We start from the raw sequence: 22,885 nt of genomic DNA on the forward strand, positions 1-22,885 counted from the left end.
CCGCTCCTCCAGCCTGTGGGTATTTGGGCGTCGCCTGCCCTTCGTGAAACACTATCCGCGGGAAGGTTGTCCGAGCGGCCGAAGGAGCTGGTCTTGAAAACCAGTGGGCGGTTACCCCGTCTCAAGGGTTCGAATCCCTTACCTTCCGCTTGGAAAGGGCGGCCCCGCACTGCGGGGCCGCCCTTTCCTTGTCGGTGTGCTGGTCCTGCTTCCGTCGTGGTGTGCCACGCCGTCGTCCTGTACTGTCCCGAAGAGCAACAACCGCGCCACGGACTCCGTGGCCGACGACGGGGTCTCAATGCGTAGTGGGCACACACGGGGAATGTCCCCGCGCCCGGCGTGCCCGCCGCGCCGAGACAGCAGCCTCCTCCGCTATGGAGCTGTATCGGTACTGGCACTCTTTGTCGCTACGGGGTGCGGCCTGCTCTCCTCCAGCGGGCCGGAGGGCGACGCCGGGGACGTCGTCACCGCCGAACCCAAGGCCGAGGGTGCCGTCACCGCCGAACCCGAAGCCGGGGGCGCCGTCACCGCCGAACCCAAGGCCGGGGGCGCCGCCACCGCCGAGGCCAGGAGTGACACCACCTCGATTGCCGTCGGTGACTGTATCGACGACCCCGGGATGACGGACGTCTCCGATCTCCCCGTCCTGCCGTGCAGTGAGCCCCACTCCTTCGAGGCCTTCGCGAGCAGCCAGATGCCCGACGGTGACTACCCGGGCGTCGCCGCCGCGAACACTGCGGCCAACGACTTCTGCGCACGGGAATTCTCCACCTTCGTCGGCCTCGAGTACGACGCATCCGTCCTCGAGATACTCGTTTTCTACCCCGTCGAGGAGACATGGACGTCAGCGGGAAATCGCGAGATCCTCTGCTTCGTCGCCGCAGAGAATGAGGCGCAGGTGACCGGAACGCTCAGGGACGCCGGCAAATAGCCCGTTTCGTCCATGGATAACGGCCAGCGGCCCCGATTCTTCCGGGGCCACTGGCTTTTTAGTAACCAGTTGTTAACGATGTTCTGGTTGGCTACTCCGAGCACGGAAATGTCACCTGCGTCACATACGGTGCACATGCCGACGCGCCTACTCATCAGGGGGTCGGCGGGCTTCACTCGCGGCCGCATCGCGGCCATCGTCAAGGAGAAGAACGAACGGATGATCAATTCGTCATGGAAGGGAGCGCTCGGTGCGGCGCTGTCGGTGGGGCTCATCGCCTCACCGATGATCGCACTGCCCGCCGGGGCAGTGGAGACACCACCGGCCACGGCGTCCGTCACGGGAGACGGCGTCATCATCAACGAGGCCTACGTCACGGGCGGCTCCGCCGGGACCCCCTTCGTCAATAAATACATCGAGCTCTACAATCCGACGGATTCCGCCGTGAGCCTGGACGGCTGGTCGCTGCAGTACCGCGCCCCGGCCTCCACCGCCACACCGGGCCCCACCGCGCTCCGAGGCACCATTCCGGCCAAGGGCTATTTCCTGGTCCAGGGCAACTCCAATGGCACGGCCGGCGCTGCTCTGCCCACCCCCGACCTCGCGACCAGTTTCACTCCGGGAGCAGGCGGAGGCGTGATCGTCCTGTCGAACCAGGCAGCCAGCGTCGGCGTCCTGCCGATCGGGACGATCGCCGGTACACCCGGTGTCGTCGATGCTCTCGGCTATGGCAATGCGACCGCCTTCGAGGGCGCGGCGGCCACCGCGCCCGGCAGCGGCAGCACGAGGTCCGCCAACCGCACGGGCTTCGCCGACACGGATGACAACCGGGCGGACTTCACGCTTCAGGACCCGACGCCGACCAACAGCGGCGCCACCCCGGGCGGACCCACTCCGACTCCCACCCCTACCCCCACTCCTCCTCCGGCTCCGACCCCTGGCGCCGTCACCCCCATCCGTGACATCCAGGGCACGGGAACAGCCACGCCGGTGTCCGGCGCGACCGTCACCACGCGCGGCAAGGTCACTGCGGCCTACCCCACGGGTGGCTTCGCAGGGTTCTACATCCAAACTGCCGGCAGCTCGGCCACTGCGGACCAGACGGCGTCGGACGCCCTCTTCGTCTACTCCCCCGCGACAGTGGGATCCGTCGCCGTCGGCGACTACGTCGAGGTCACCGGCGTCGCAGGTGAATTCTTCAACCTGACGCAGCTCACCGTCGCAGCCGGAGGCACCGTCGAACTCACCGAGCCGGCCGAGGAACCGAAAGCGTCCGCCATCGCACTGCCCGCCACCGAGGCTGCACGCGAGGCGTCCGAGGGCATGCTCTTCCAGCCCGCCGACACCTTCACCGTCGCCGACAACTACACGGTGAACCAGTACGGCGAACTCACCCTGGCCGCAGGCACAGAAAGCCTGCTCCAGCCCACCGATGTGGCACGCCCGGGCACCCCGGAGAACGCAGCGGTCATCGCCGACAACGCAGCCCGGAGTATCCGGCTCGACGACGGCGCATCGACCAACTTCTTCAACCAGGCCAACCGCGGCAAGGTCCTTCCTTATCTGACGGCCTCGCAGCCCGTCCGTGTCGGCTACACCGCCGGCTTCACGTCCCCGGTGGTGCTCGACTACCGCAACAGTGCCTGGAAGTTCCAGCCGCTCGCGGAGCTCGACGGAGCCAGCCCCGAGGGCGTGCAGCCCGTGCAGTTCGCGGGCGAACGCCCGACGGCCCCCCAGCCGGTCGGTGGTGAAGTGAAAATCGCATCCTTCAACGTCCTCAACTACTTCCCCACCACCGGCGAGGACCTGGCCGGTTGCACGTACTTCACCGACCGCGCCGGTAACCCGATCACCATCAACGGCGGGTGTGATGCCCGAGGCGCGGCCGACAGGGAGAACTTCGAGCGCCAAGAAGCGAAGATCGTCGCTGCCATCACCGCCCTCGACGCCGATGTCGTCACCCTCATGGAGATCGAGAACTCAGCCAGGTTCGGCAAGGACCGCGATTCCGCCCTCGCCACCCTCGTCGCCGCACTGAACGAGACATCGCCGGACACCTGGGACTACGTCCGCTCCCCGCAGGCCCTCCCCGCCCTCGCGGACGAGGACTTCATCCGCACGGCCCTGATCTACAAGAAGGCCGTCGCGGAGCCTGTCGGCGAATCCGTCATCCTCAATGACACTGTCGCCTTCTCGAACGCGCGCAAGCCCCTCGCCCAGGCCTTCAAGCCTGTCGGCGGCACAGCAGCGGAGACGTTCCTCGCGATCGTCAACCACTTCAAGTCCAAGGGTTCCGGACCAAGCTCGGGTGCGAACGCCGACAGCGGTGACGGCCAGGGCGCCTGGAACGCGTCACGCGTCACCCAGGCCACGGCGCTCGTCGACTTCGCGGATTCCATGAAGGCCTCGGCGAAGACGGACAAGGTCTTCCTGACAGGTGACTTCAACTCGTACACCCAGGAGGACCCCATGCAGGTCCTCTACAACGCGGGCTACGTGAACCAGGGCGAGAAGGACGACAGCTACTCCTACGTCTTCTCCGGACTGAGCGGTTCCCTCGACCACATCCTGGCGTCGACGACAGCCGATGCGACGGTGTCCGGCGTGGACACCTGGAACATCAACTCCGTCGAGTCCGTCGCCCTCGAGTACAGCCGGTTCAACAACAACGTCACCGACTACTACCGCGCCGATCCGTACCGCGCCAGCGACCACGATCCCGTGATCGTCGGGCTCGACCTCGCGACGGCCGACACCACCGCCGAGCTCAACCTGCTGAACATCAACGACTTCCACGGACGCATCGACGCCAACACTGTCCGCTTCGCCGGAACCGTCGAGAAGCTACGCGCCGAGTTCGGAGAGGACAAGACGGCCTTCCTCTCGGCCGGTGACAATATCGGTGCATCCCTGTTCGCCTCTGCCCTGCAGGACGACAAGCCGACGATCGACATCCTGAACGCGCTCGAGCTGAAGGCCTCGGCCGTGGGTAACCATGAGTTCGATCGTGGTTTCGCGGACCTGACCGGCCGCGTAGCCGAGGCGGCCGATTTCCCCTATCTCGGCGCGAACGTGTACACGAAGGGCACCAGCGAGCCCGCGCTAGACGAATACTCCATCCACACGGTCGATGGCATCGACGTCGCCGTTATCGGCGTCGTCACCGAGGAGACCGCCAGCCTCGTCAGCCCGGGCGGCATCGAGAACATCGACTTCGGCGATCCCGTCGAGGCAGTCAATCGCGTTGCCGGCGAGATCGAGGAGCAGGACCTCGCCGACGTCATCGTCGCCGAGTACCACGACGGCGCCGGTGACGGGGTCGTGGAGGGTGCAACGATCGAACAGGAAATCGCCGCCGGCGGATCCTTCGCTCGGATCGTGAACGACACCACGCCCCTCGTGGATGCGATCTTCACCGGCCACACGCACAAGCAGTACGCGTGGGACGCACCCATCCCTGGTGCAGCCGGCGAAACGCGCCCCATCCTTCAGACCGGATCCTACGGTGAGTTCATCGGACAGATCACCCTGACCGTGGATACCGCAACGGGCGACGTCGCGTCCTACACCGCGCGCAACGTCGCACGGACCACAGACGCCGACGCAGCCCTGGTCAGCGCGTTCCCGCGAGTCGCCGAGGTCAAGACCATCGTGGACGCGGCGCTTGCACAGGCGGCCGTCATCGGCAACCAGCCGGTCGGCTCGGTCACGAAGGACATCACGACGGCGTTCACCGGCACCGCGCGCGACGATCGCGCATCCGAATCGACGCTCGGTAACCTCGTGGCCGACTCGCTCCGGGCAAGCCTGTCCCCCGCCGAACGTGGCGGGGCCCAGATCGGCGTCGTCAACCCTGGCGGGCTCCGGAACGAGCTCTACTACGCCCCGGACGGCGTCGTGACCTTCGCCGAGGCCAATGCGGTCCTGCCGTTCGTCAACGACCTCTGGACCACCACCCTCACGGGTGCGGAGTTCAAGGCCATGCTCGAACAGCAGTGGCAGCCCGACGGCAGCTCACGCTCCTTCCTGGCCCTCGGCTTGTCGGACAACGTGAGCGTGACCTACGACTCCGCGCTCGCACGCGGCTCGAGGATCACCTCGGTCCTGATCGACGGCGCACCGCTCGACCCCGCGAAGGATTACCGCATCGGTACCTTCAGCTTCCTGGCACAGGGCGGCGACAACTTCACGGTCTTCCGCGAAGGTGCCGACACCCGTGAGTCGGGCCTCGTGGACCGTGATGCGTGGATCGACTACATCCGGGCCAACAGCCCACTGTCGCCGTCGTTCGACCGTCGCAGCGTGCAGGTCCAGGGAGCTCCGACAACGGTGAAGGCCGGTGCCGCCGTCTCCTTCACAGTGTCGAAGCTGGACCTCACCTCGCTCGGCAGCCCGGTGAACACGACACTCGCGGCTAGCTTCGTGGCAACGGATGGGCGCACCGCGCAACTCGGATCGGTTCCGGTCACCGGTGGCAGTGCGACCGTGAACCTGACCATCCCGACGACCGTCAGCGGGCAGGGACGCATCATCCTGACCGCGGCACCGAGCGCGACGACGGTGAACCTACCAGTCACGGTGGAGGCGACCACCCCGACGCAGCCACCGAAGCCGACATGCGTCAAGCCGACTCCGCCGACGCAGCTCTGGAACATCGGCGGCTGGATCCGCTACGCGGTGCATCTCACGATCTACTACCGCTGCCTCGGCCGCTAGGTCCTCGTAGCCGGGCGGCACGGCTCGGTCGGGTACAGGCAGAAGGGATCACCACCGCTCCGGTGGTGGTCCCTTCTGCCGTCGCGTCCAGCCGGCCTTCCCACCGCTGCCGTTTCCGGGCGGGTCCACCGGGAATCGCGCCTTCCCGCCGCTGCCGTTCCCGGGCGGGTCCACCCGAATCACGCCTTCCCGGGCTTACGCCCGGTCGAGGATCGCCCTGGCGATCCTGTCCGCGTCCAGCAGGGTCCGGCTGCCCGCCTGCAGCGACGCTCCCGCTTGTGCCGCGATCGCCGTCCCCCATTGCACGGACGCGAGTTGGAGCCCGATCACGAACAATGACTCCTGTTCCTTGCCGCTCCGGTCGATGGCGCGGTAGGGAGGTGCGGTGACGTCGAGCCCCGCAGATGTCATAGGAACGCCATCCTCGGCCATGAAGGTTCGCGGACGCACGAGCCCTTGCCACAGGAGATTCCGCATGAGCGGAGACAGGCTCGTGGCTACCCTGTTCGCGGGCATCCTCGCCTCGACGAGGTAGCGTGCCGTGAACAGATCACCCCGCACCCACGGCGAGACCGCGCGGTACAGGCCCTCGTCGGGGTCGAAACCGAAGCTCGGGTTCGGGCCGACGAACTGCACGATCCCGGCGCGCACGAGAGCCGCGAGCTGGGCGATCCGCACGGGCGGAGGTCCGCTGGCGAGGCCCTCGACCAGTGGTTCGAACCAGCCCTGCAGCTCCGCGTCCCAGGAGGAGTCGGAAATGCCGCCATCCGCCACGGCCTCCTTGATGACCGAGCGACCTGCGTTCATGGCCCCGATCGCCATCTTCAGCGGGTCATCCTCACCCAGGGCGGAACCCGCTGCATCGGCGTCCAGATAGGCGAGAACGGCTGCGGTGAACTCGTGGCCGTCGGCGAAACGCTGTCCGGCAAAGGGGTGGGCAAGGCCCTCGACGTCGATCCGGAGGCCCTCCGGTACGGCTCGCTGGATGGCAGCCGCGGCGGCCGCCTCCCATGCGGGACCATCGATTCCGAGAGCGGCGTCCAGATCGCGGAGGAATACCTCGACCGGGCCTTCGAGGGTGTCACCGGCCGACCGGCACAGGGTCGAATAGTAGGCCCACAGGGTGTCGCGGTGCAGCAGCGGCCAGAGGTCGTGGTCGAACCCTGGCTGAACACCGGACTTCCGGAAGGCGAGCACGCGATCCGGGGTGCAGAACCTCAGGACGACACTGCGCGGGATGTACGAGTCGAGAGATGCCTTGGCCCTGTAGGGGACGCCGCGACGGGACGCCGCGACCAGGCGCGGCTCCTTGCCCGACGGCGCGTAGTCGAGCCGGCCGTCGCCCAGCTGCGAGAAACGCCCTCCGCGTCCCTCGGTCAACTGGATCATCGCGTCGAAGAAATTCAGCCCCAGTCCCCGGATCAGGACCGGTGTCCCAGCCGGCAGGCGGTTCCATGCCACGTCTGCGGGGACGGCTGGCGGCCAGTACTCCAGACCGTGCCGCGGCGCGGCATCCTGAAGTTTCTCCTGCTCGGACGTGAGGGTCGCGGCGAGGTGCCCCACTGCCAGGACGACGTCGTCGGCGTCGAGTGTCTCGCCGTCGTCGAAGCGGATGCACCACCGATGACCGGAGGGATCGGTGGATTGCCCGAGGCCTACCGCCTCCTTGCGGTGGTGTACCACCGAGACGCCGGGCGGAGCGAGCCGCACCACCTCACCGAACATCCAGGTGAGGTATCGGCCGTAGAGGGCGCGGCTGGGGAAGCCGCTCGGCGCCAGCGCGGCGCTCTCGGTCCTGTCGTCATGGCTGACGCTATCGATCAGGCCGTCCTCGACGCGCTTCCGCCAGTCGTCGAAGGACAGCTCGATGGGCGCCTTCGCCACCTCTGCGGCGCGCTCGCCGACGGGCACGACAGTGGGGTAGAGGCAGGGTGTATTCATGAGGAACAGGCGTGACTGGTCCGTCCGCCAGATGTGTCCGGGTCCCGGCGTGAAGGGCTCTATGACGTGGATCACGAGCTCGGGAGCAGCATCGCCTCGTGCCGCGTGCGAAGCGATGAGCCGCTCCATGACCGAGGTGCCGCGGGGCCCGCCTCCGATGACGGCCACCCGCCGCGCCTCCCTGTTCTCCACGCGTCAAGACTATCCAACACGCTTGCCGCTTCCCGCCGGACGGCTTGCATTCGCGATGGCTGCGCCTCAGGACCCCTGCATAGGATGGGCGGATGACGCACCCGATGGAGACCACCGCGACGACCGACGACCCTTTCCTCTGGCTGGAGGACATCTACGGTGACAGGCCACTCGAGTGGGTGCGCACCGAGAACGCCCTGACGGAGGACGCACTCGTCACCTCGGCGTTCGAGGGCCGCGAGCGCGGCATCCTCGAGGTGCTCGACTCCACCGACCGCATCCCCATGGCGGGCAAGCACGGCGAGCACTACTACAACTTCTGGCGTGACGCGGAGCACCGGCAGGGCATCTGGCGGCGCACCACGTGGGACAGCTACGCCTCCGAGGATCCGGTGTGGGACCTCCTCCTCGACGTCGATGCCCTCAGCGCCGCCGAAGGCGTGGAGTGGGTCTGGTCCGGGGCCCTCTTCCTGCGTCCGGAGAAGGGCGACCCCCACCAGCGGGTCCTCCTCGTCCTCTCTCCTGATGGCGGAGACGCTGCCCGCTACCGCGAATTCGACCTCGAAAGCCTTACTTTCGTCCAGGGTGGATTCGACATCCCGACGGCGAAGAGCCGGATCAGCTGGGCCGGCCCGGACACGCTCTACGTCGGCACGGACTTCGGACCGGGCTCCCTGACGTCCAGCTCCTACCCCCGGATGGTCCGGATACTCCCGCGCGGAGGCGACCTCGACACGGCGGAGCAGTACTTCGAGGTGGATGAGAACCATATGACGGCGCTCGTGCTGCACGACTCCACGCCGGGGTTCGAGCGTGACGTCGCCGTGGACAGCATCGACTTCTACACCCGCCGCACGTACCTCCGCCAGAACGGTGCGTGGCACCTCATCGGGGTACCGGAGGACGCGAGCGTATCGCTCCACCGGGAATGGCTGATCGTCCGCCCCCGCACGGATTGGACCGATAACGGCATCAGGTATGGCGCGGGTTCCCTGCTCGTCGTCCGGCTGGATTCCTTCCTTGCCGGCGACCGCTCCTTCGTGACCGTCTTCGAGCCCGATCCCGCGACGTCCCTCCAGTCGTGGAGCTGGACGCGCGACTACCTCCTCCTCAACCTGCTGCACGACGTCTCGTCCGAGATCCGGATCCTCGATCCGGCCCGGAACTGGGAATCGGACATCCTCGATGCCTGTCCGCCCCTGCACTCCGTCGATGCCTACGCGGTCGACGACGAGGATGACGACGCCGGCAACGACTACTGGCTCATCGCCACCGGCTTCCTGACGCCGTCGACGCTCCATCGCGGAACCATCGGCGGCGACCACACGGCGATCAAGTCCTCGCCGTCCTTCTTCGATGAGGACCGCTTCGCCGTCGAGCAGCACTTCGCCGTGTCGAGCGACGGGACACGTGTCCCCTACTTCCAGATCGGGGCGAAGGACCTGAAGCTCGACGGCGGCAATCCGACGCTGCTGTCCGGGTACGGCGGCTTCGAGCATTCGATGACGCCTGCCTACAGCGGGGTGATCGGGCGCGGTTGGCTCGAGCGGACGACGGAGGGCGGGCGTCACGGCGTCTACGTGCTGGCGAACATCCGTGGTGGCGGCGAGTACGGTCCGCAGTGGCACCACGCCGCGTTGCATGCCAATCGGCACCGGGCCTACGAGGACTTCGCGGCCATCGCCGGTGACCTCGTCGAGCGCGGCGTGACGTCGCCGGCCCTGCTGGGGTGCACGGGCCGGAGCAACGGTGGCTTGCTGGTCGGCAACATGCTGACCACCTACCCTCACCTCTTCGGAGCGATCTCCTGCGGCGTGCCTCTCCTGGATATGCGCCGCTACACCAAGTTGTCCGCGGGATTCTCCTGGATCGCCGAGTACGGTGACCCGGACAAACCCGAGGAATGGGAGTACGTGCAGACCTTCTCGCCGTACCACCTCCTCCGCGATGACGTCGTCTACCCCAAAACGCTGATCTGGACGGCGACGAGCGACGATCGTGTCGGACCCGTGCAGGCGCGCAAGATGGCAGCCCGGATGAAGGAGATGGGCCTTCAGAACGTGTGGTTCCACGAGGCCCTCGAGGGCGGTCATGCCGGCGCGGCCGACAACCGACAGGCGGCGAGGATGCACGCGATGAGCTTCGAGTTCCTGTGGCGGGCCCTGACGGGATCCCTCTGATTCCAGGGAGATCCCAGGGCGAGCGCCCTGAGCACCTCGAAGGCGCTGGTGATGCTGCCGGCAGCGGTTTTGCTCTTGCCGTCCCCTTCTGGGTAACCTTGGGAGGCTAGAGATAGCCGATGGAGACGTGCCAGAGCGGCCGAATGGGCTTCACTGCTAATGAAGTGTGGGCCTAAAGCCTACCGGGGGTTCAAATCCCCCCGTCTCCGCGATAGGACCCCCTGGAAACAGGGGGTCCTTTGCGTGGTCCTGGTGAAGGACCTGGACTACGCCTTGAGTGCCAGCGCGAAGGGAAGTACCCCTGTTGCCCCGGCGGACCGCAGCGCGCGCCCGGCTTCCGTGATCGTCCAGCGGCTGTCCGCGAAGTCGTCGACCAGCAGGACCGGCCCCGGGTTGGCGGCGAACCACTCAGCACCCTGCTCGGGCACGGCGAAGTGGTCCCACACCGATGCCAGGCGGAAGGCGCTGTTGCCGCCCGCCTGCCCCTGCGGGAAGCCGTTGGGAGTGGTCAGCTGCCCGAGGTAGGGGATGCGTCCCACCCCGGCGAGCGCCTGGGCCAGGGACCCGATGAGCTGCGGGCGGCGTCGTGACGGGACGCTGACGACGGCGACGGGCCGCTCGTCCCAGCCCCACTGCGCCAGTACCCGGACGACCGCCTCCACGACGGCGGGATCGAGTGGAGCGTCGGGCGTCGCGTCCGCCATGAGTTCACGGAGCCTGTTACCCCAGCCGAGGTCCGTGAGGCGTGCCAGGGCACGGCCGGGCAGGCTCACCTCGCCCGGTTTCAGCTTGCCCTTCAGGGGCACGCCCAGCTTGTCCATCCCACTGGGCCACTGCCCCCTCGGCTCCAGTTCCACGCCGACCCTGCTGAGGGCCTGATTGGCGGAGTCGGACGCTTCGTGCGCCACCTCGTCCGAGTACCAGGGGCCGGCGCAGTTGTCGCACCGCCCGCAGGGTGTTGCCGCCGGATCGTCGAGGGACCTTGCGAGGAACTCCATGCGGCAGTCCGTGCTGTTCTCGTAGTCGAGCATGGCCCGCTGCTCGACGATGCGCGCCTCACTGATCCGCCGGTAGCGTTCGGCGTCGTAGGTCCACGGCGTGCCGGTGCTCTCCCAGCCGCCGGTGACCTTCCGGACTGCGCCGTCGACGTCGAGCACCTTGAGGAGGAGCTCTAGGGGCGAGCGCTTCAGGTTCACCCGTGTCTCGAGCGCCGGGGTGGACAGGACGACGCCGGGCTCCAAGGCGTCGAGCACCCGGAGGGCAGCATCCTGCGACGGCATGGACGCCGTGGCGAAGTACTCCCAGATGTCGCGGTCCTCCGCTCCGGGCAACAGGAGGACGTCGGCGTTCGGAGTCCCACGTCCGGCGCGGCCCACTTGCTGGTAGTAGGCGACGGGCGAGGAGGGCGCCCCGAGGTGCACGACGAATCCCAGGTCGGGCTTGTCGAACCCCATGCCGAGCGCGCTCGTGGCGACCAGCGCCTTCACCTCGTTGTTCTTGAGCGCCGCCTCGGCAGCCTCGCGGTCCGCAGGGTCCGTGCGGCCCGTGTAGGCGCGGACGGCGTGCCCGTTCTCGCGCAGTAGGCGCGCGGTGTCTTCTGCGGCCGAGACCGTGAGGGCGTAGATGATGCCGCTGCCGGGTAGATCGGAGAGGTGCGTGAGGAGCCACGCCAGGCGGGACCGCGGGCTGGGCAGGCGGAGCACCCCGAGGCGGAGGGACTTCCGTGCAAGCTCCCCGCGCAGCGTGAAGACATCCGTGCCACCCGCTCCGAGCTGCTCCTCGACGTCCTTCACGACGCGTGAGTTGGCTGTTGCCGTCGTGGCCAGCACGGGAACGCCCTGCGGCAACCCCAGGATCAATTCACGCAGACGCCGGTAGTCGGGGCGGAAATCATGTCCCCAGTCGGAGATGCAGTGAGCCTCGTCGATCACGAGGAGACCGGTCCGCCGCATCAGCTCCGGCAGGTACATCTCACGGAACGACGGATTGTTCAGGCGTTCGGGAGACACCAGGAGGACATCTACCTCGTCCGCCTGGAGTTTGGCCGTGATGTCCTGCCACTCGGTCTGGTTGGCCGAGTTGATGGCCACGGCCCGGACGCCCGCCCGCGCCGCGGCCGCAACCTGGTCACGCATCAGAGCGAGCAGGGGCGACACGATGAGGGTGGGACCGGCTCCCCTGGTGCGCAGGAGCAGGCTCGCCACGAAGTACACAGCCGACTTCCCCCACCCTGTCCGTTGCACCACGAGTGCACGTCGGCCGCCCTCGACGAGGGCCTCGATGGCCTCGAACTGTCCATCATGGAACCGTGCGTCCGGTGATCCTACGAGTGTGTGCAGGATGGAGGTTGCTTGCTCGTTGAGCGTGGTGGTCGACGACATGTCCTCAGTATTCCAGCCGCCTCCCCCAGTCATCCCGGAAGATCACGCTATGTGGGCAACCGGTGGTCGGACACCACCCGATACACTTCCAAGCGTGACTACACTCCTCGATCTTTCCGCATCCTTCAAGGCCTATGACGTGCGAGGCATCGTCGGCGAGACCATCACGGTGGACTCGGTGCGGGCGGTTGGAGCAGCCTTCGTGGACTCCCTGGGACTTGCAGGTGAGACGATCCTCGTCGGCGGCGACATGCGCCCGTCATCACCCGAGTTCTCCAAGGCCTTCTCCGACGGAGCCACCCTCCGCGGTGCGGACGTCCTCCTCCTCGACCTCATCTCCACGGACGAGCTGTACTATGCGAGCGGGACGCTGAACGCTGCCGGCGTGACCTTCACCGCCAGCCACAACCCGGCCCAGTACAACGGCATGAAGATGACGCGACCGGGCGCGGTCCCGGTGTCCTCGGAGACGGGCCTCAACGACGTCCAGGAGCGTGCCGAGCGGTACCTCGCGGACGGCGTGATCCCGGCCGCGGACGTTCAGGGCAGGACCAGCGTGCGCGACATCCTGGAGGAGTACTCGCGATTCCTCCGCGCGCAGGTGGACCTCTCGTCGTCGCGCCCGCTCAAGGTCGTGGTCGACGCCGGCAACGGCATGGCCGGCCTCACCACGCCCGCTGTTCTCGGCGACCGCCTCCTGCCCGCGCTGCCCTTCGACATCGTGCCCCTGTACTTCGAGCTCGACGGCTCGTTCCCGAACCACCCCGCCAACCCGCTCGAACCGGAGAACCTCCGCGACCTGCAGGCCGCAGTGGTCGAGCACGGTGCGGACATCGGCATCGCGTTCGACGGCGACGCCGACCGCTGCTTCATCATCGACGAATTGGGCGAGGCCGTCTCGCCGAGCGCCATCACCGCGATGATCGCGCGCCGCGAGATCGCCCGCGCACAGGCTGCAGGCACCTCCGAGCCCGCCATCATCCACAACCTGATCACCTCGCGCGCGGTGCCGGAACTGATCAGGAACGACGGCGGCCGCCCGGTCCGCACCCGGGTAGGCCACTCCTTCATCAAGGCCGTCATGGCCGAGGAGGGAGCGGTATTCGGCGGCGAGCACTCCGCCCACTACTACTTCCGAGACTTCTGGAACGCCGACACGGGCATGCTGGCCGCCATGCACGTGCTAGCGGCTCTCGGGGAACAGGACGGCCCGCTGTCCGAGCTCGGCCGGGAATACGAGCCCTACTTCTCCTCGGGCGAGGTCAACTCGAAGGTGGAGGACCTCCAGGCATCGATCGCGCGGGCCCGTACGGAGTTCGAGCAGGAGGGTGTTGTGGTGGACGACCTCGACGGCCTCACCTTCACGCCGGACCACGGGAACTGGTGGTTCAACCTGCGCCCCTCGAACACCGAGCCCTACCTCCGGCTCAATGCGGAGGCCGTGGACCCGCAGACGCTCGAGGACCTCGTGCAGCGTGTCCTCGCCGTCATCCGCGACTAACTGTTAGTAGGAAGCCGACATAGGAGCGGCCCCTCCCACCGGGAGGGGCCGCTCCTAGATAGAGGGGCGTCAGGCGTTGCTGAAGCGCTCCTTCAACTCCTGCAACTGCCCCTTGAGCTCGTCGGGCAGGGACGCCCCGAAGCCGGCATACCACTGCTCGATCCCCTCGAGTTCCTGGGCCCACTCGACGGCGTCGACGTGCACCGCCGCCTCGACCTCGGCGGGCGTCATGTCCAGTCCGGTCAGGTCGATCCCATCTCCGGTGGGAACGAATCCAATAGGAGTCTCGACGGCGTCGGCCGTGCCTTCCAACCGCTCAATGACCCACTTCAGCACCCGCGAGTTGTCCCCGAAGCCCGGCCAGGCGAACCCGCCTGCGGCGGTGCGGCGGAACCAGTTGACCAGGAAGATCTTCGGCAGGCGGGCCTGGTCCGCACCGGCACTCAGCGTGAGCCAGTGGCGGAGGTAATCACCGGCGTCGTACCCGATGAAGGGCAGCATGGCCATCGGATCGCGGCGGACGCGGCCCACCTCTCCCGCGGCGGCGGCCGTGGTCTCGGAGGACAGCGTCGAGCCCATGAAGATGCCGTTGGCCCAGTTACGGGACTGCGTGACCAGCGGGACGGTCGTCTTGCGGCGTCCGCCGAAGAGGATAGCCGAGAGCTCGACGCCGTCGGGCCGGTTGAACTCCTCGGCAAGCATGTCGATCTGGTCGATGGGCGTGCAGAACCGTGCGTTCGGATGGGCGGCAGGGTGGTCCATGTCAGGCGTCCAGTCCCGGCCCTGCCAGTCGGTAAGGTGCGCGGGGACCTCCTCGGTCATGCCCTCCCACCACACGCCGCCGTCGTCGGTGAGGGCGACGTTGGTGAACACGGAGTTGCCCTTGGCGATGGCGCGCATGGCGTTCGGGTTGGTGTGCCAGCCCGTTCCGGGTGCGACGCCGAACAGTCCGGCCTCGGGATTGATGGCGCGCAGTTCGCCTTCCTTGCCGAAGCGCATCCAGGTGATGTCGTCCCCGAGGGTCTCGACCTTCCAGCCCTCGATGGTCGGGTCGAGCAGTGCGAGGTTGGTCTTTCCGCAGGCGGAGGGGAAGGCCGCGGAGAGGTAGTAGGTCTTCTCCTGCGGGGAGGTGAGCTTGAGGATCAGCATGTGTTCGGCCAGCCACCCCTCGTCGCGTGCCATCACGGACGCGATCCGCAGGGCGTAGCACTTCTTGCCGAGCAACGCGTTGCCGCCGTAGCCGGAGCCGTAGGACCAGATGGACCGCTCCTCCGGGAAGTGCACGATCCACTTCTCGTCGTTGCACGGCCAGGGGACGTCTGCCTCGCCGTCGGAGAGCGGTGCTCCGAGGGAATGGAGGGCCGGGACGAAGCCGGCGTCGAGTTGGGTCATGCGTTCCAGGACAGCGGTCCCGATGGTCGCCATGATGCGCATGGACGTCACCACGTAGGCGCTGTCGGTGATCTCGACCCCGAATTTCGGGTCCTCGGCGTCGAGGTGGCCCATGACGAAGGGGATCACGTACATGGTCCGGCCACGCATGGCACCCGAGAAGAGGCCATTGAGCTTCACCTTCATCTCGTCCGGGTCCATCCAGTTGTTGGTGAAGCCGGCCTCCCGCTCGTTCTTCGAGCAGATGAACGTCTGCTCCTCCACGCGGGCCACGTCCTTGGGGTCCGAGAACGCTGCGAAGGAGTTGGGAAAGTGCTCGGGGTTCAGGCGGACGAACGTCCCCGCGGCGACGAGCTCGTCGCTGAGCCGCGTATTCTCCGCCTCGGAGCCGTCCACCCACACGACCTGGGCCGGCTGCGTCAGCTGCTGGACCTCGCGGACCCATGCAAGCAGCGCCTGATGATTCGTCGGCGCCTGCGCGGAACCATATGACTGTGCGTCATCCTCAGGACTCGTCGTGGTGGTGTCGGCCGTCATCTGTCGTACGGGATCGCCCATCAGTCTTCCCTTCGTTGGGGTGCTCGGTGTGATCCGATGCTAGATGTGGGATGTTTCATGCAAGGGTGGTGCGGACGGGCCGTTGCCGCCGTCGGCCTTTCAAAGCCCGAAACGACGGCGATGTCCTGCGCTTACATAAGCCTGCCGTGTGACGAAGGTCACCTAGACCGGTACAGTTCCTCGGTGCATCGCCCCTGGATTAGGTGACATGCAAATTCCACGGTAAAGTTGTCTACGGCCAAACGGCCCGCTTGTAGGACGGATTCGCAGTGCGGATCGACGGACTACGGATGCGTGCGTAGCTCAACGGATAGAGCATCTGACTACGGATCAGAAGGTTGGGGGTTCGAATCCCTTCGCGCGCACCACGGTTCACCAGAACCCCTGAAAGGCTCCGACTCCGGTCGGGGCCTTTCTTCGTTGGCTTGCCGCCCTGCCAGGTCAGTGAAAAGCTTCGCCTATGAGCGAAGTGAAGACTACGGATGTCCTGATCATCGGCGCCGGCGCGGTCGGCGAGAACGTGGCAGGGAGGGTGACCGAGAAGGGCCTCTCGGCAGTACTGGTCGAAGCAGACCTCGTGGGTGGTGAATGCTCCTATTGGGCCTGCATGCCGTCCAAGGCACTGCTCCGTCCCGGCACCATCCTCAATGCAGCACGGGCCGTCGCCGGGGCGCGCGAGGCCATCACCGGCTCCCTCGATCCCCAGCAGGTCCTGGCCCGCCGCACCTCCTTCACCTCGGACTGGGATGACTCCTCCCAGGAGGAATGGGTAGCCTCTGCCGGCATCACGCTGGACCGCGGTTGGGCGACCATCTCCGGCGAACGCGAAGTGACTGTCAGCCACAAGGACGGAACGAAGACCCGCTATCGCGCCAACCACGCCGTCGTCCTGGCCACCGGCTCGACGCCGACCGTTCCGCCGATCGACGGCCTCGCGGATCTCGACTACTGGACCACCCGGGAAGCCACCTCCGCCGCCGCCGTGCCGGCCAGTCTGGCGGTCCTCGGCGGGGGCGTCGCCGGAGTGGAGCTCGCCCAGGCCTACGCCCGGCTCGGCTCGGAGGTCACCGTCATCGCCCGCAGCGGCATCCTCGGGAACTACCCGAAGGAAGCCACTGATCTCGTCCTCGAGGCATTGCGCGCCGAAGGCATCACCATCCTGACGGACACCGCCACCAGCGCGGTCCGGAAGAAGGACGGCATGTTCCTGCTCGACGTCGGGGACGGCCGGACCGTTACCGCCGAGCGCCTGCTGGTCTCTACCGGACGCCACCCCCACACGGACGGCCTCGGCCTCGAAGACCTCGGACTGGACGTCAGGAAGATCGTCAGCGACGCGACGGGACGCGTGCCCGGCGCCGGGGGCTGGCTCTACGCCGTCGGAGACGCCGGAGGCAGGGTGCAGCTGACACACCAGGGCAAATACGAGGCACGCATGACCGGTGATGCGATCGCCGCCCGCGCCAACGGCACCCTCGGTGACTCCGCGGAGGACTGGAGCCCCTATGCTGCGACGGCAGACGACGTTGCCGTCCCGCAGGTGGTCTTCACCGACCCGGAGATCACAATGGTCGGCCGGACGCTCGAGCAGGCGCGGAAGGACGGCGTCAACGCGTCGGAGACGTCCCTGCCGATCGCCGTCGGTGGCTCCGCCCTCCATGGGGACGACTACAAGGGTTGGGCGCAGATCGTGGTGGACGAGGACCGCAAGGTCCTCGTCGGCGTGACATTCGCCGGGCCCGAAGTCTCGGAGATGCTGCACTCCGCGACCATCGCCGTCGTGGGCGAGGTACCGATGCACCGCCTGTGGCATGCGGTTCCCGCGTACCCCACCGTCAGCGAGGTGTGGTTGCGGCTGCTCGAGAAATACGGGATGTAGGCCCTGCCGGCGGCTGTTACCGCAGGCTGGACGCTCGGCGCACGACGAAATCGGTGACATCGGCATCGCGGCCGTCGAGCGACGCCCATTCGCCGTCGTACGTCATCACCGTCAGGCCCGCCGTTGGGTAGTCCGTGGCGAGGTCCATCACGGCAGGCTCGCTTGACCGCACGGAGGCGAGGCGCATGGCCAGCTCCTGGATACCAGGGTTGTGCGCGATCACCAGGAGGCTCGTGACGGTCGGCGGTACGTGGTTGATGAGCGTGAGTATCTCGGTGGAGTGGGCGGCATAGAGGTCGTCCTCCAGCTTGGGTGTCGGTGCCTTGTCTCCCAGTTCCTTACAGATCCAGGTACACGTCTGCCGGGTGCGGAGCGCCGTGGAGACGAGGATGAAGTCTGGTACGACGTCATGCTCGAGCATCCAGCGGCCGGCCAGCGGGGCATCAGCGTGACCGCGCGAGCTCAGCGACCGCTCGTGGTCCGGTACGCCCTCCTGGAACTCCGCCTTCGCATGGCGCAGGAGCATGAGTTTCTTCAGGTGGTGGGAGGCCATCCCCGAAGTCTATGGCCTCCCACAAGTCCGCCGGCAGGCTAGATGGAGTACTCCGGAGCTGCCCAGACGACGACCTCCGGGTGGTCGTAGAAACGGTAGCCCTGGCCGCGCACGGTCCGTACCGTATTCGCCAGGCGTCCCAGCTTCGACCTCAACCGCCTGATGTGGACATCGATGGTGCGCTCGTTCGGAACTTCGTCCGCGTTCCGCCACAGTCCGCTGAGGAGCTCCTCGCGGCCGACGGTGCGGGTCGCGTTCTCGACGAGGTAGTTGAGGAGCTCGAATTCCTTGAACGTGAGGTTCAGCGTCTCGCCGTCGAGGTGGACCTCCCGCCGGGACAGGTCGATGAGTACACCGGTAGGCCGCGCGGGCTGGGCCTGCGCCTGCATGGATACGGCATCAGCACGGGAACGTCGTGCGACCGTAGGGTCGCCGAGCGCGGCACGGACGACGTCGATGTCCGAGCCGGGAGCGTCGGCCGGGGCCAGTGCCACAGCCGCATGGCTCTCCGCCGTCGGAACGAGCGACCGGACATACGCACGGACGTCCTGTGCGAGCTTCGAGAAGGTGGTGCCGGCCTCGGCGGCCGTGGCCTCGTCCAACGCGACGTAGAGCACAAAGCCGCGCGCTGTCGTGTCGCCCGTGACGGCCTGCGGACCGGGAACTCCATTGGGAGCGACGACGGGAACAGGGGCGGTCAACGGTTGCGCATCCCTGCCGGCCACGACCTGGAGGCGATGCGGGTGGGACGCCTGCGGGTCATGGCCGAAGGCGGGAGCGAACTGCTGCCGGGCCTGGCGGCCCTGTGGCGAGCGGAGGGAGATATGGACGTAGCCTGAATTTACTGACATGGAAACAACTCCGTGAAGTGTGCCGTCATCGCGGCTCGAATGCGGGATGTGCCCGGTCGGGATGAAGAAGGATGCCCGCCGTTGGGCTTGGAGTGCGTAAGGAAGGTTTGGGTAAAACCGTTACGCGTGCATTCGATAACAGCGGAGGTCCATCCGGGACATGGAGTCCTGGGAGGGAACTGCGGCTGCAGATGCGGGTGAGTTGGTGTTCACGTGTCGAATTATTGCATGTAACAATCGCCTACGCGCAAGTAACAATGCCCGATGTCCAGCATGCGAGCACTATGGACGCGTGGACGGAGCGTCAGCCGCGACCCGGGCGACGCGCTCCTGCTGACATTCCGTCCAGTAGTGGCGGCTCCCACAAGCCATCCGTCCACTCCTTGCCGCAGTCCGGCACCCCTTTCAGCTCGGAGGCCGAACGTGACGGACGACGCGACCCTGCGGCGATCCCGGGAACGGTTCCCTGAACAATTCCCCTTACCCGCTAGCTCGAGACGCGCTCCTCACGCTTGCGACCGGCCCGTGCAAGCAGGAACAGCACCGATCCGACCGCCACGTAGGCGAGGGCACCGAGCCAGACAACTCCGGTCTGCTGGGTCAGCAGGCCTACGCTGGCGATGATCGCGAGCACCGGCACGAAGCGCGGCACCTTGAAGTGGGCGTGCTCCACGATGTCCGTCTTGAGCACGAGCACGCTCACGTTGGCCGACAGGAACACCAGGAGCAGCAGGAGCACGGTGGTCTCGGCCAGTGTCGAGACATCCCCCAGGAGGGTCAGCCCGATGGTCAACCCGGCGACGACGAGGATCGAGACCACCGGAGTGCGTCGCTTCGGCAGCACACGGCCGAAAGCACGGGGCAGAAGTCCCGCTTCTGCAAGGCCGTAGCCGACACGGCTGGCCATGACCATGAACAGCAGCGTGCCGTTGGCGATGGCGACCAGGGCGATCAGGCCGAACAACCACGGCGGGATTCCTGCGCCGGTGGCCGCCACGACGTCGAGCAGTGGAGCGGTGGAGACCGCGAGCTCAGCCGGGGGCAGGACGATGACCGCTCCCACGGCGATGAGGAGGTAGATGACGGCAGCGGTGCCGATGGCTCCGAAGAGGGCTCGAGGGTAGGCCCTCGAGGGGTTGCGTACCTCTTCGGCCATGTTGGCGGCGGCCTCGAACCCCAGGAAGGAGAAGAAGGCGATGATCGACGCGGCGAATGCGCCCTGCAGCGGCGGGACGTCCGGAGCGAACTCGAGGAGCCGGGACGGCTCACCACCGCCACTACCGAACACGACAGCGGCGAGGACGATGACGAGCACGAGGCCGCTCACCTCGATGACGGAGGCGACGAGGTTGGCGGTGAGGGATTCCCTGACACCGCGGAGGTTGATGATCGTGAGCAGGATGATGAAGACGACCGCCGCGGGAGCAGCAGGCACATCGATGAGCGCGGCCAGGTAGTCGCCCGCGAAGGCATTCGCGAGGGCAGCGGCCGTGGTGATTCCCGAGGCCATCATCAGGAACCCGACAAGGAACGACACGTACGGGATGCTGAAGGCCCGATCCACGTACCTTGCAGCACCTCCGGCATGCGGATACTTGGTGATCAGCTCGGCGTAGGTCCCCGCGGTGAGGAGCGCCACGACCAGCGCTATGAGCAGCGGCAGCCAGATCACGCCCCCGACGTCGGCGGACATCGTGCCCACCAGCGTATAGATGCCGGCCCCGAGCGTGTCACCGACAATGAAGGCGAACAGCAACGGTGCGCCGATTGCGCGCTTCAGCCCGCCCTCGGTACCTGGCTTGGTCGTGCTGGTGTCGTTCGTCATCGCCCCATTGGAGCCCGTGCCACGCGCTTGCGCAACTCCTCGGCAATGCTGCGACGCCCCTTGCCGTATTCGGCCGTCGTCGCGTAGGAGGTACGACAGGGCTAGCCGACGACGCCGTAGAGGCGGTCGCCTGCGTCACCGAGGCCCGGGACGATGTAGGACTTCTCGTTGAGCCTCTCGTCGATCGAAGCCAAAACGATGGTGACGTTGCGGCCCTCCAACTCCTCCTGCAGCGTGGCGAGGCCCTCGGGTGCTGCGAGCAGGCAGATGCAGGTGATGTCGGCGGCGCCCCGTGCAAAGAGAAACTTGATGGCCTCGCGGAGCGTGCCGCCCGTGGCCAGCATCGGATCCAGCACGAAGACCTGGCGACCGGTGAGGTCCTCGGGCAGTCGCTCGGCATACGTGATCGCCTCGAGGGTCTCCTCGTTACGGGCCATGCCGAGGAACCCTACTTCCGCCGTCGGCACGAGGCGCGTCATCCCCTCGAGCATCCCGAGGCCGGCACGGAGGATCGGGACCACGAGCGGCGTGGGCTTCACGAGGCCCGTGCCCTGGGTAGCCGTGACCGGCGTCTCGATGGACACGGTCTCGACGCGGACATCACGCGTCGCCTCGTAGGCCAGCAGGGTGACGAGCTCCTCGGTGAGGAGGCGGAACACCGGTGACGATGTGTCCTTGTCCCTGAGAACTGTGAGTTTGTGGGCTACAAGGGGGTGGTCGACTACCAGTACGCGCATGCGACAAAAGTACCATTGAGCCCATGAACCCCTCCCCTCCGCCCGTTGATCCCGAGCACCGGGCCTGGATGGGGTTGGCACTGCTCGCTGCCGCGCGGACACGTGCCAGTGCGGACGTGCCGATCGGCGCCGTCGTCGTCGGGCCTGGTGGTTCCGTGCTGGGTACGGGCTGGAACCAGCGTGAGGAGTTCGGCGACCCGACGGCGCACGCGGAGATACAGGCCATCCGCGCCGCCGCCACGCAGCTCGGTACGTGGCGGCTCGAGGGCTGCACCCTGGTGGTGACGCTCGAGCCGTGCGCCATGTGCGCGGGGGCGTCCGTCCTGGCACGCATCCCCCGCGTGGTCTTCGGCGCCTGGGACGAGAAGGCCGGCGCTGCAGGCTCGGTGTTCGACGTCCTCCGCGAGCGCCGCCTCAACCACTGGACCGAAGTGGTCTCCGGCGTGCGCGAGGACGAGTGCGCACTCCTGCTCAAGGACTTCTTCGCGGCACAGCGATCCGGTTCCCGCCACCCCTGATACTGCGTAGGCTGATGAAATCCAGAGCATCCCCCTCGAAGGAGTAGACGTGGCAGACCAGCAGGACGGCTTGAAGGAAGTACAGGACATCCTCGGCAAGACCGACATCGCCATCCTCACGACCATCAGCCTGAACGGGCAGCTCGTGAGCAGGCCGCTCGCGCTGCACGGCAAGGACTTCGACGGTGACCTTTGGTTCTTCACCGAAGACCCGTCCCCGAAGGCCGACGAAATCCGCGCCAACCCGCAGGTCAACGTCTCGGCGAGTACGGGCAAGGGCTACGTATCGATCGCCGGCACGGCTACGCTGACGCGGGACCAGGCGAAGATTGACGAGCTCTGGGGACCCTCGGTGTCCGCATGGTTCGAGAACGGCCGCGACGATCCCGCCGTCGCCCTGATCCACGTCGACGCGGACACCGCCGAGTACTGGTCGATGGACGCTCCGCGCGTCGTCTCGGCCGTGAAGATGGTCAAGGGCCTCGTGACCGGCAGCAAGCCGGACTCGGGCAAGAACGAGGTCATCGAGCTGCCGTAGCGTCGACCTGCCGTGTTCACCCCTACCCGTTTTGGGACTCGGGGGCCGAACCCGGTAAAGTAGCGGCGTTGGTGACGTGTCCGAGCGGCCGAAGGTGCAACACTCGAAATGTTGTTTGGTGTAAAAGCCAACGTGGGTTCAAATCCCACCGTCACCGCCAGCTGAAAGGCTCCGGTTCCCTTGTAGATAAAG

14 protein-coding genes and 4 tRNA genes are annotated in these 22,885 nt (G+C 67.0%); 11 read left to right on the top strand and 7 right to left on the bottom strand.

Translation table 11 applies throughout. The features are described 5' to 3' along the window. The first annotated feature begins 60 nt into the window (after nucleotides 1–60). The 3 genes from RCH21_RS13785 to RCH21_RS13795 all read left to right on the top strand — a co-directional run bounded on the left by RCH21_RS13785 (nucleotide 61) and on the right by RCH21_RS13795 (nucleotide 5,647). Nucleotides 61–148: transfer RNA gene (locus RCH21_RS13785), tRNA-Ser, on the top strand. Nucleotides 149–322: 174 nt separating this feature from the next. Beyond that, nucleotides 323–931, top strand: a complete 609-nt coding sequence (locus RCH21_RS13790) for a septum formation family protein (protein ID WP_326964881.1) — start codon at nucleotides 323–325, stop codon at nucleotides 929–931. 219 nt (nucleotides 932–1,150) lie between these two features. Then, nucleotides 1,151–5,647, top strand: a complete 4,497-nt coding sequence (locus RCH21_RS13795) for an ExeM/NucH family extracellular endonuclease (RefSeq protein ID WP_326964966.1) — start codon at nucleotides 1,151–1,153, stop codon at nucleotides 5,645–5,647. A gap of 195 nt (nucleotides 5,648–5,842) precedes the next feature. On the opposite strand, the gene RCH21_RS13800 is transcribed toward RCH21_RS13795, so the two are convergent. Further along, nucleotides 5,843–7,780 carry an FAD/NAD(P)-binding protein gene (locus RCH21_RS13800; protein ID WP_326964882.1) on the bottom strand — a complete coding sequence of 646 codons (1,938 nt, stop codon included), beginning with the start codon at nucleotides 7,778–7,780 and terminating at the stop codon, nucleotides 5,843–5,845. Nucleotides 7,781–7,872: 92 nt separating this feature from the next. Here RCH21_RS13800 and RCH21_RS13805 point away from each other — a divergent pair, with 92 nt between their 5' ends. Both RCH21_RS13805 and RCH21_RS13810 read left to right on the top strand, forming a co-directional pair. Continuing rightward, complete coding sequence (locus RCH21_RS13805) at nucleotides 7,873–9,960, top strand: prolyl oligopeptidase family serine peptidase (RefSeq protein WP_326964883.1); 2,088 nt, start codon at nucleotides 7,873–7,875, stop codon at nucleotides 9,958–9,960. 121 nt (nucleotides 9,961–10,081) lie between these two features. Continuing rightward, a tRNA-Ser gene (locus RCH21_RS13810) sits at nucleotides 10,082–10,169 on the top strand. 57 nt (nucleotides 10,170–10,226) lie between these two features. On the opposite strand, the gene RCH21_RS13815 is transcribed toward RCH21_RS13810, so the two are convergent. Next, nucleotides 10,227–12,341, bottom strand: coding sequence for a RecQ family ATP-dependent DNA helicase (locus RCH21_RS13815; protein WP_326964884.1), 2,115 nt, complete (start codon nucleotides 12,339–12,341; stop codon nucleotides 10,227–10,229). Between the two features lie 94 nt (nucleotides 12,342–12,435). On the opposite strand from RCH21_RS13815, the gene RCH21_RS13820 reads away from it, so the two are divergent. Further along, the gene (locus RCH21_RS13820) at nucleotides 12,436–13,842 is read left to right on the top strand and encodes a phosphomannomutase/phosphoglucomutase (RefSeq protein ID WP_326964885.1); all 1,407 of its coding nucleotides are present in this window, start codon (nucleotides 12,436–12,438) and stop codon (nucleotides 13,840–13,842) included. A 69-nt stretch (nucleotides 13,843–13,911) separates the two neighbouring features. Here the strand turns inward: RCH21_RS13820 and RCH21_RS13825 are convergent, their stop codons facing one another. After that, nucleotides 13,912–15,771: a phosphoenolpyruvate carboxykinase (GTP) gene (locus tag RCH21_RS13825; protein WP_326964967.1), complete on the bottom strand. Its 1,860-nt coding sequence runs from the start codon at nucleotides 15,769–15,771 to the stop codon at nucleotides 13,912–13,914. Nucleotides 15,772–16,084: 313 nt separating this feature from the next. Here RCH21_RS13825 and RCH21_RS13830 point away from each other — a divergent pair. Continuing rightward, a tRNA-Arg gene (locus tag RCH21_RS13830) sits at nucleotides 16,085–16,160 on the top strand. A 92-nt stretch (nucleotides 16,161–16,252) separates the two neighbouring features. Further along, on the top strand, nucleotides 16,253–17,671 hold the full coding sequence (locus tag RCH21_RS13835; RefSeq protein WP_326964886.1) for a dihydrolipoyl dehydrogenase family protein: 1,419 nt from the start codon (nucleotides 16,253–16,255) through the stop codon (nucleotides 17,669–17,671). A 16-nt stretch (nucleotides 17,672–17,687) separates the two neighbouring features. On the opposite strand, the gene RCH21_RS13840 is transcribed toward RCH21_RS13835, so the two are convergent. From RCH21_RS13840 to upp, 4 genes are all read right to left on the bottom strand, one after another. Next, nucleotides 17,688–18,224 carry a SixA phosphatase family protein gene (locus RCH21_RS13840; RefSeq protein WP_120148522.1) on the bottom strand — a complete coding sequence of 179 codons (537 nt, stop codon included), beginning with the start codon at nucleotides 18,222–18,224 and terminating at the stop codon, nucleotides 17,688–17,690. A 38-nt stretch (nucleotides 18,225–18,262) separates the two neighbouring features. After that, nucleotides 18,263–19,075, bottom strand: a complete 813-nt coding sequence (locus RCH21_RS13845) for a winged helix-turn-helix domain-containing protein (protein WP_120148523.1) — start codon at nucleotides 19,073–19,075, stop codon at nucleotides 18,263–18,265. A 487-nt stretch (nucleotides 19,076–19,562) separates the two neighbouring features. Next, complete coding sequence (locus RCH21_RS13850; protein ID WP_326964887.1) at nucleotides 19,563–20,900, bottom strand: APC family permease; 1,338 nt, start codon at nucleotides 20,898–20,900, stop codon at nucleotides 19,563–19,565. A gap of 101 nt (nucleotides 20,901–21,001) precedes the next feature. After that, on the bottom strand, nucleotides 21,002–21,637 hold the full coding sequence (upp, locus tag RCH21_RS13855) for a uracil phosphoribosyltransferase (RefSeq protein ID WP_120148525.1): 636 nt from the start codon (nucleotides 21,635–21,637) through the stop codon (nucleotides 21,002–21,004). Between the two features lie 23 nt (nucleotides 21,638–21,660). Between upp and tadA the strand changes: the two genes are divergently transcribed. From tadA to RCH21_RS13870, 3 genes are all read left to right on the top strand, one after another. Continuing rightward, nucleotides 21,661–22,155 carry a tRNA adenosine(34) deaminase TadA gene (tadA, locus tag RCH21_RS13860; RefSeq protein WP_326964888.1) on the top strand — a complete coding sequence of 165 codons (495 nt, stop codon included), beginning with the start codon at nucleotides 21,661–21,663 and terminating at the stop codon, nucleotides 22,153–22,155. Nucleotides 22,156–22,204: 49 nt separating this feature from the next. Then, complete coding sequence (locus tag RCH21_RS13865; protein ID WP_326964889.1) at nucleotides 22,205–22,693, top strand: pyridoxamine 5'-phosphate oxidase family protein; 489 nt, start codon at nucleotides 22,205–22,207, stop codon at nucleotides 22,691–22,693. Between the two features lie 70 nt (nucleotides 22,694–22,763). Then, a tRNA-Ser gene (locus RCH21_RS13870) sits at nucleotides 22,764–22,853 on the top strand. Nucleotides 22,854–22,885: the final 32 nt, after the last annotated feature.

This window comes from Arthrobacter sp. PL16, assembly GCF_035985055.1.
Taxonomy (GTDB): Bacteria; Actinomycetota; Actinomycetes; order Actinomycetales; family Micrococcaceae; genus Arthrobacter_D; species Arthrobacter_D cheniae.

What these genes read in the sequence shown, in the direction of transcription:
- RCH21_RS13805 (WP_326964883.1), top strand. Translation starts at nt 7,873, where the DNA reads ATGACGCACCCGATGGAGACCACCGCGACGACCGACGACCCTTTCCTC.
- RCH21_RS13790 (WP_326964881.1), top strand. Translation starts at nt 323, where the DNA reads ATGTCCCCGCGCCCGGCGTGCCCGCCGCGCCGAGACAGCAGCCTCCTC.
- tadA (WP_326964888.1), top strand. Translation starts at nt 21,661, where the DNA reads ATGAACCCCTCCCCTCCGCCCGTTGATCCCGAGCACCGGGCCTGGATG.
- upp (WP_120148525.1), bottom strand. Translation starts at nt 21,637, where the DNA reads ATGCGCGTACTGGTAGTCGACCACCCCCTTGTAGCCCACAAACTCACA.
- RCH21_RS13795 (WP_326964966.1), top strand. Translation starts at nt 1,151, where the DNA reads ATGATCAATTCGTCATGGAAGGGAGCGCTCGGTGCGGCGCTGTCGGTG.
- RCH21_RS13825 (WP_326964967.1), bottom strand. Translation starts at nt 15,771, where the DNA reads ATGACGGCCGACACCACCACGACGAGTCCTGAGGATGACGCACAGTCA.
- RCH21_RS13845 (WP_120148523.1), bottom strand. Translation starts at nt 19,075, where the DNA reads ATGTCAGTAAATTCAGGCTACGTCCATATCTCCCTCCGCTCGCCACAG.
- RCH21_RS13815 (WP_326964884.1), bottom strand. Translation starts at nt 12,341, where the DNA reads ATGTCGTCGACCACCACGCTCAACGAGCAAGCAACCTCCATCCTGCAC.
- RCH21_RS13840 (WP_120148522.1), bottom strand. Translation starts at nt 18,224, where the DNA reads ATGGCCTCCCACCACCTGAAGAAACTCATGCTCCTGCGCCATGCGAAG.
- RCH21_RS13850 (WP_326964887.1), bottom strand. Translation starts at nt 20,900, where the DNA reads ATGACGAACGACACCAGCACGACCAAGCCAGGTACCGAGGGCGGGCTG.
- RCH21_RS13835 (WP_326964886.1), top strand. Translation starts at nt 16,253, where the DNA reads ATGAGCGAAGTGAAGACTACGGATGTCCTGATCATCGGCGCCGGCGCG.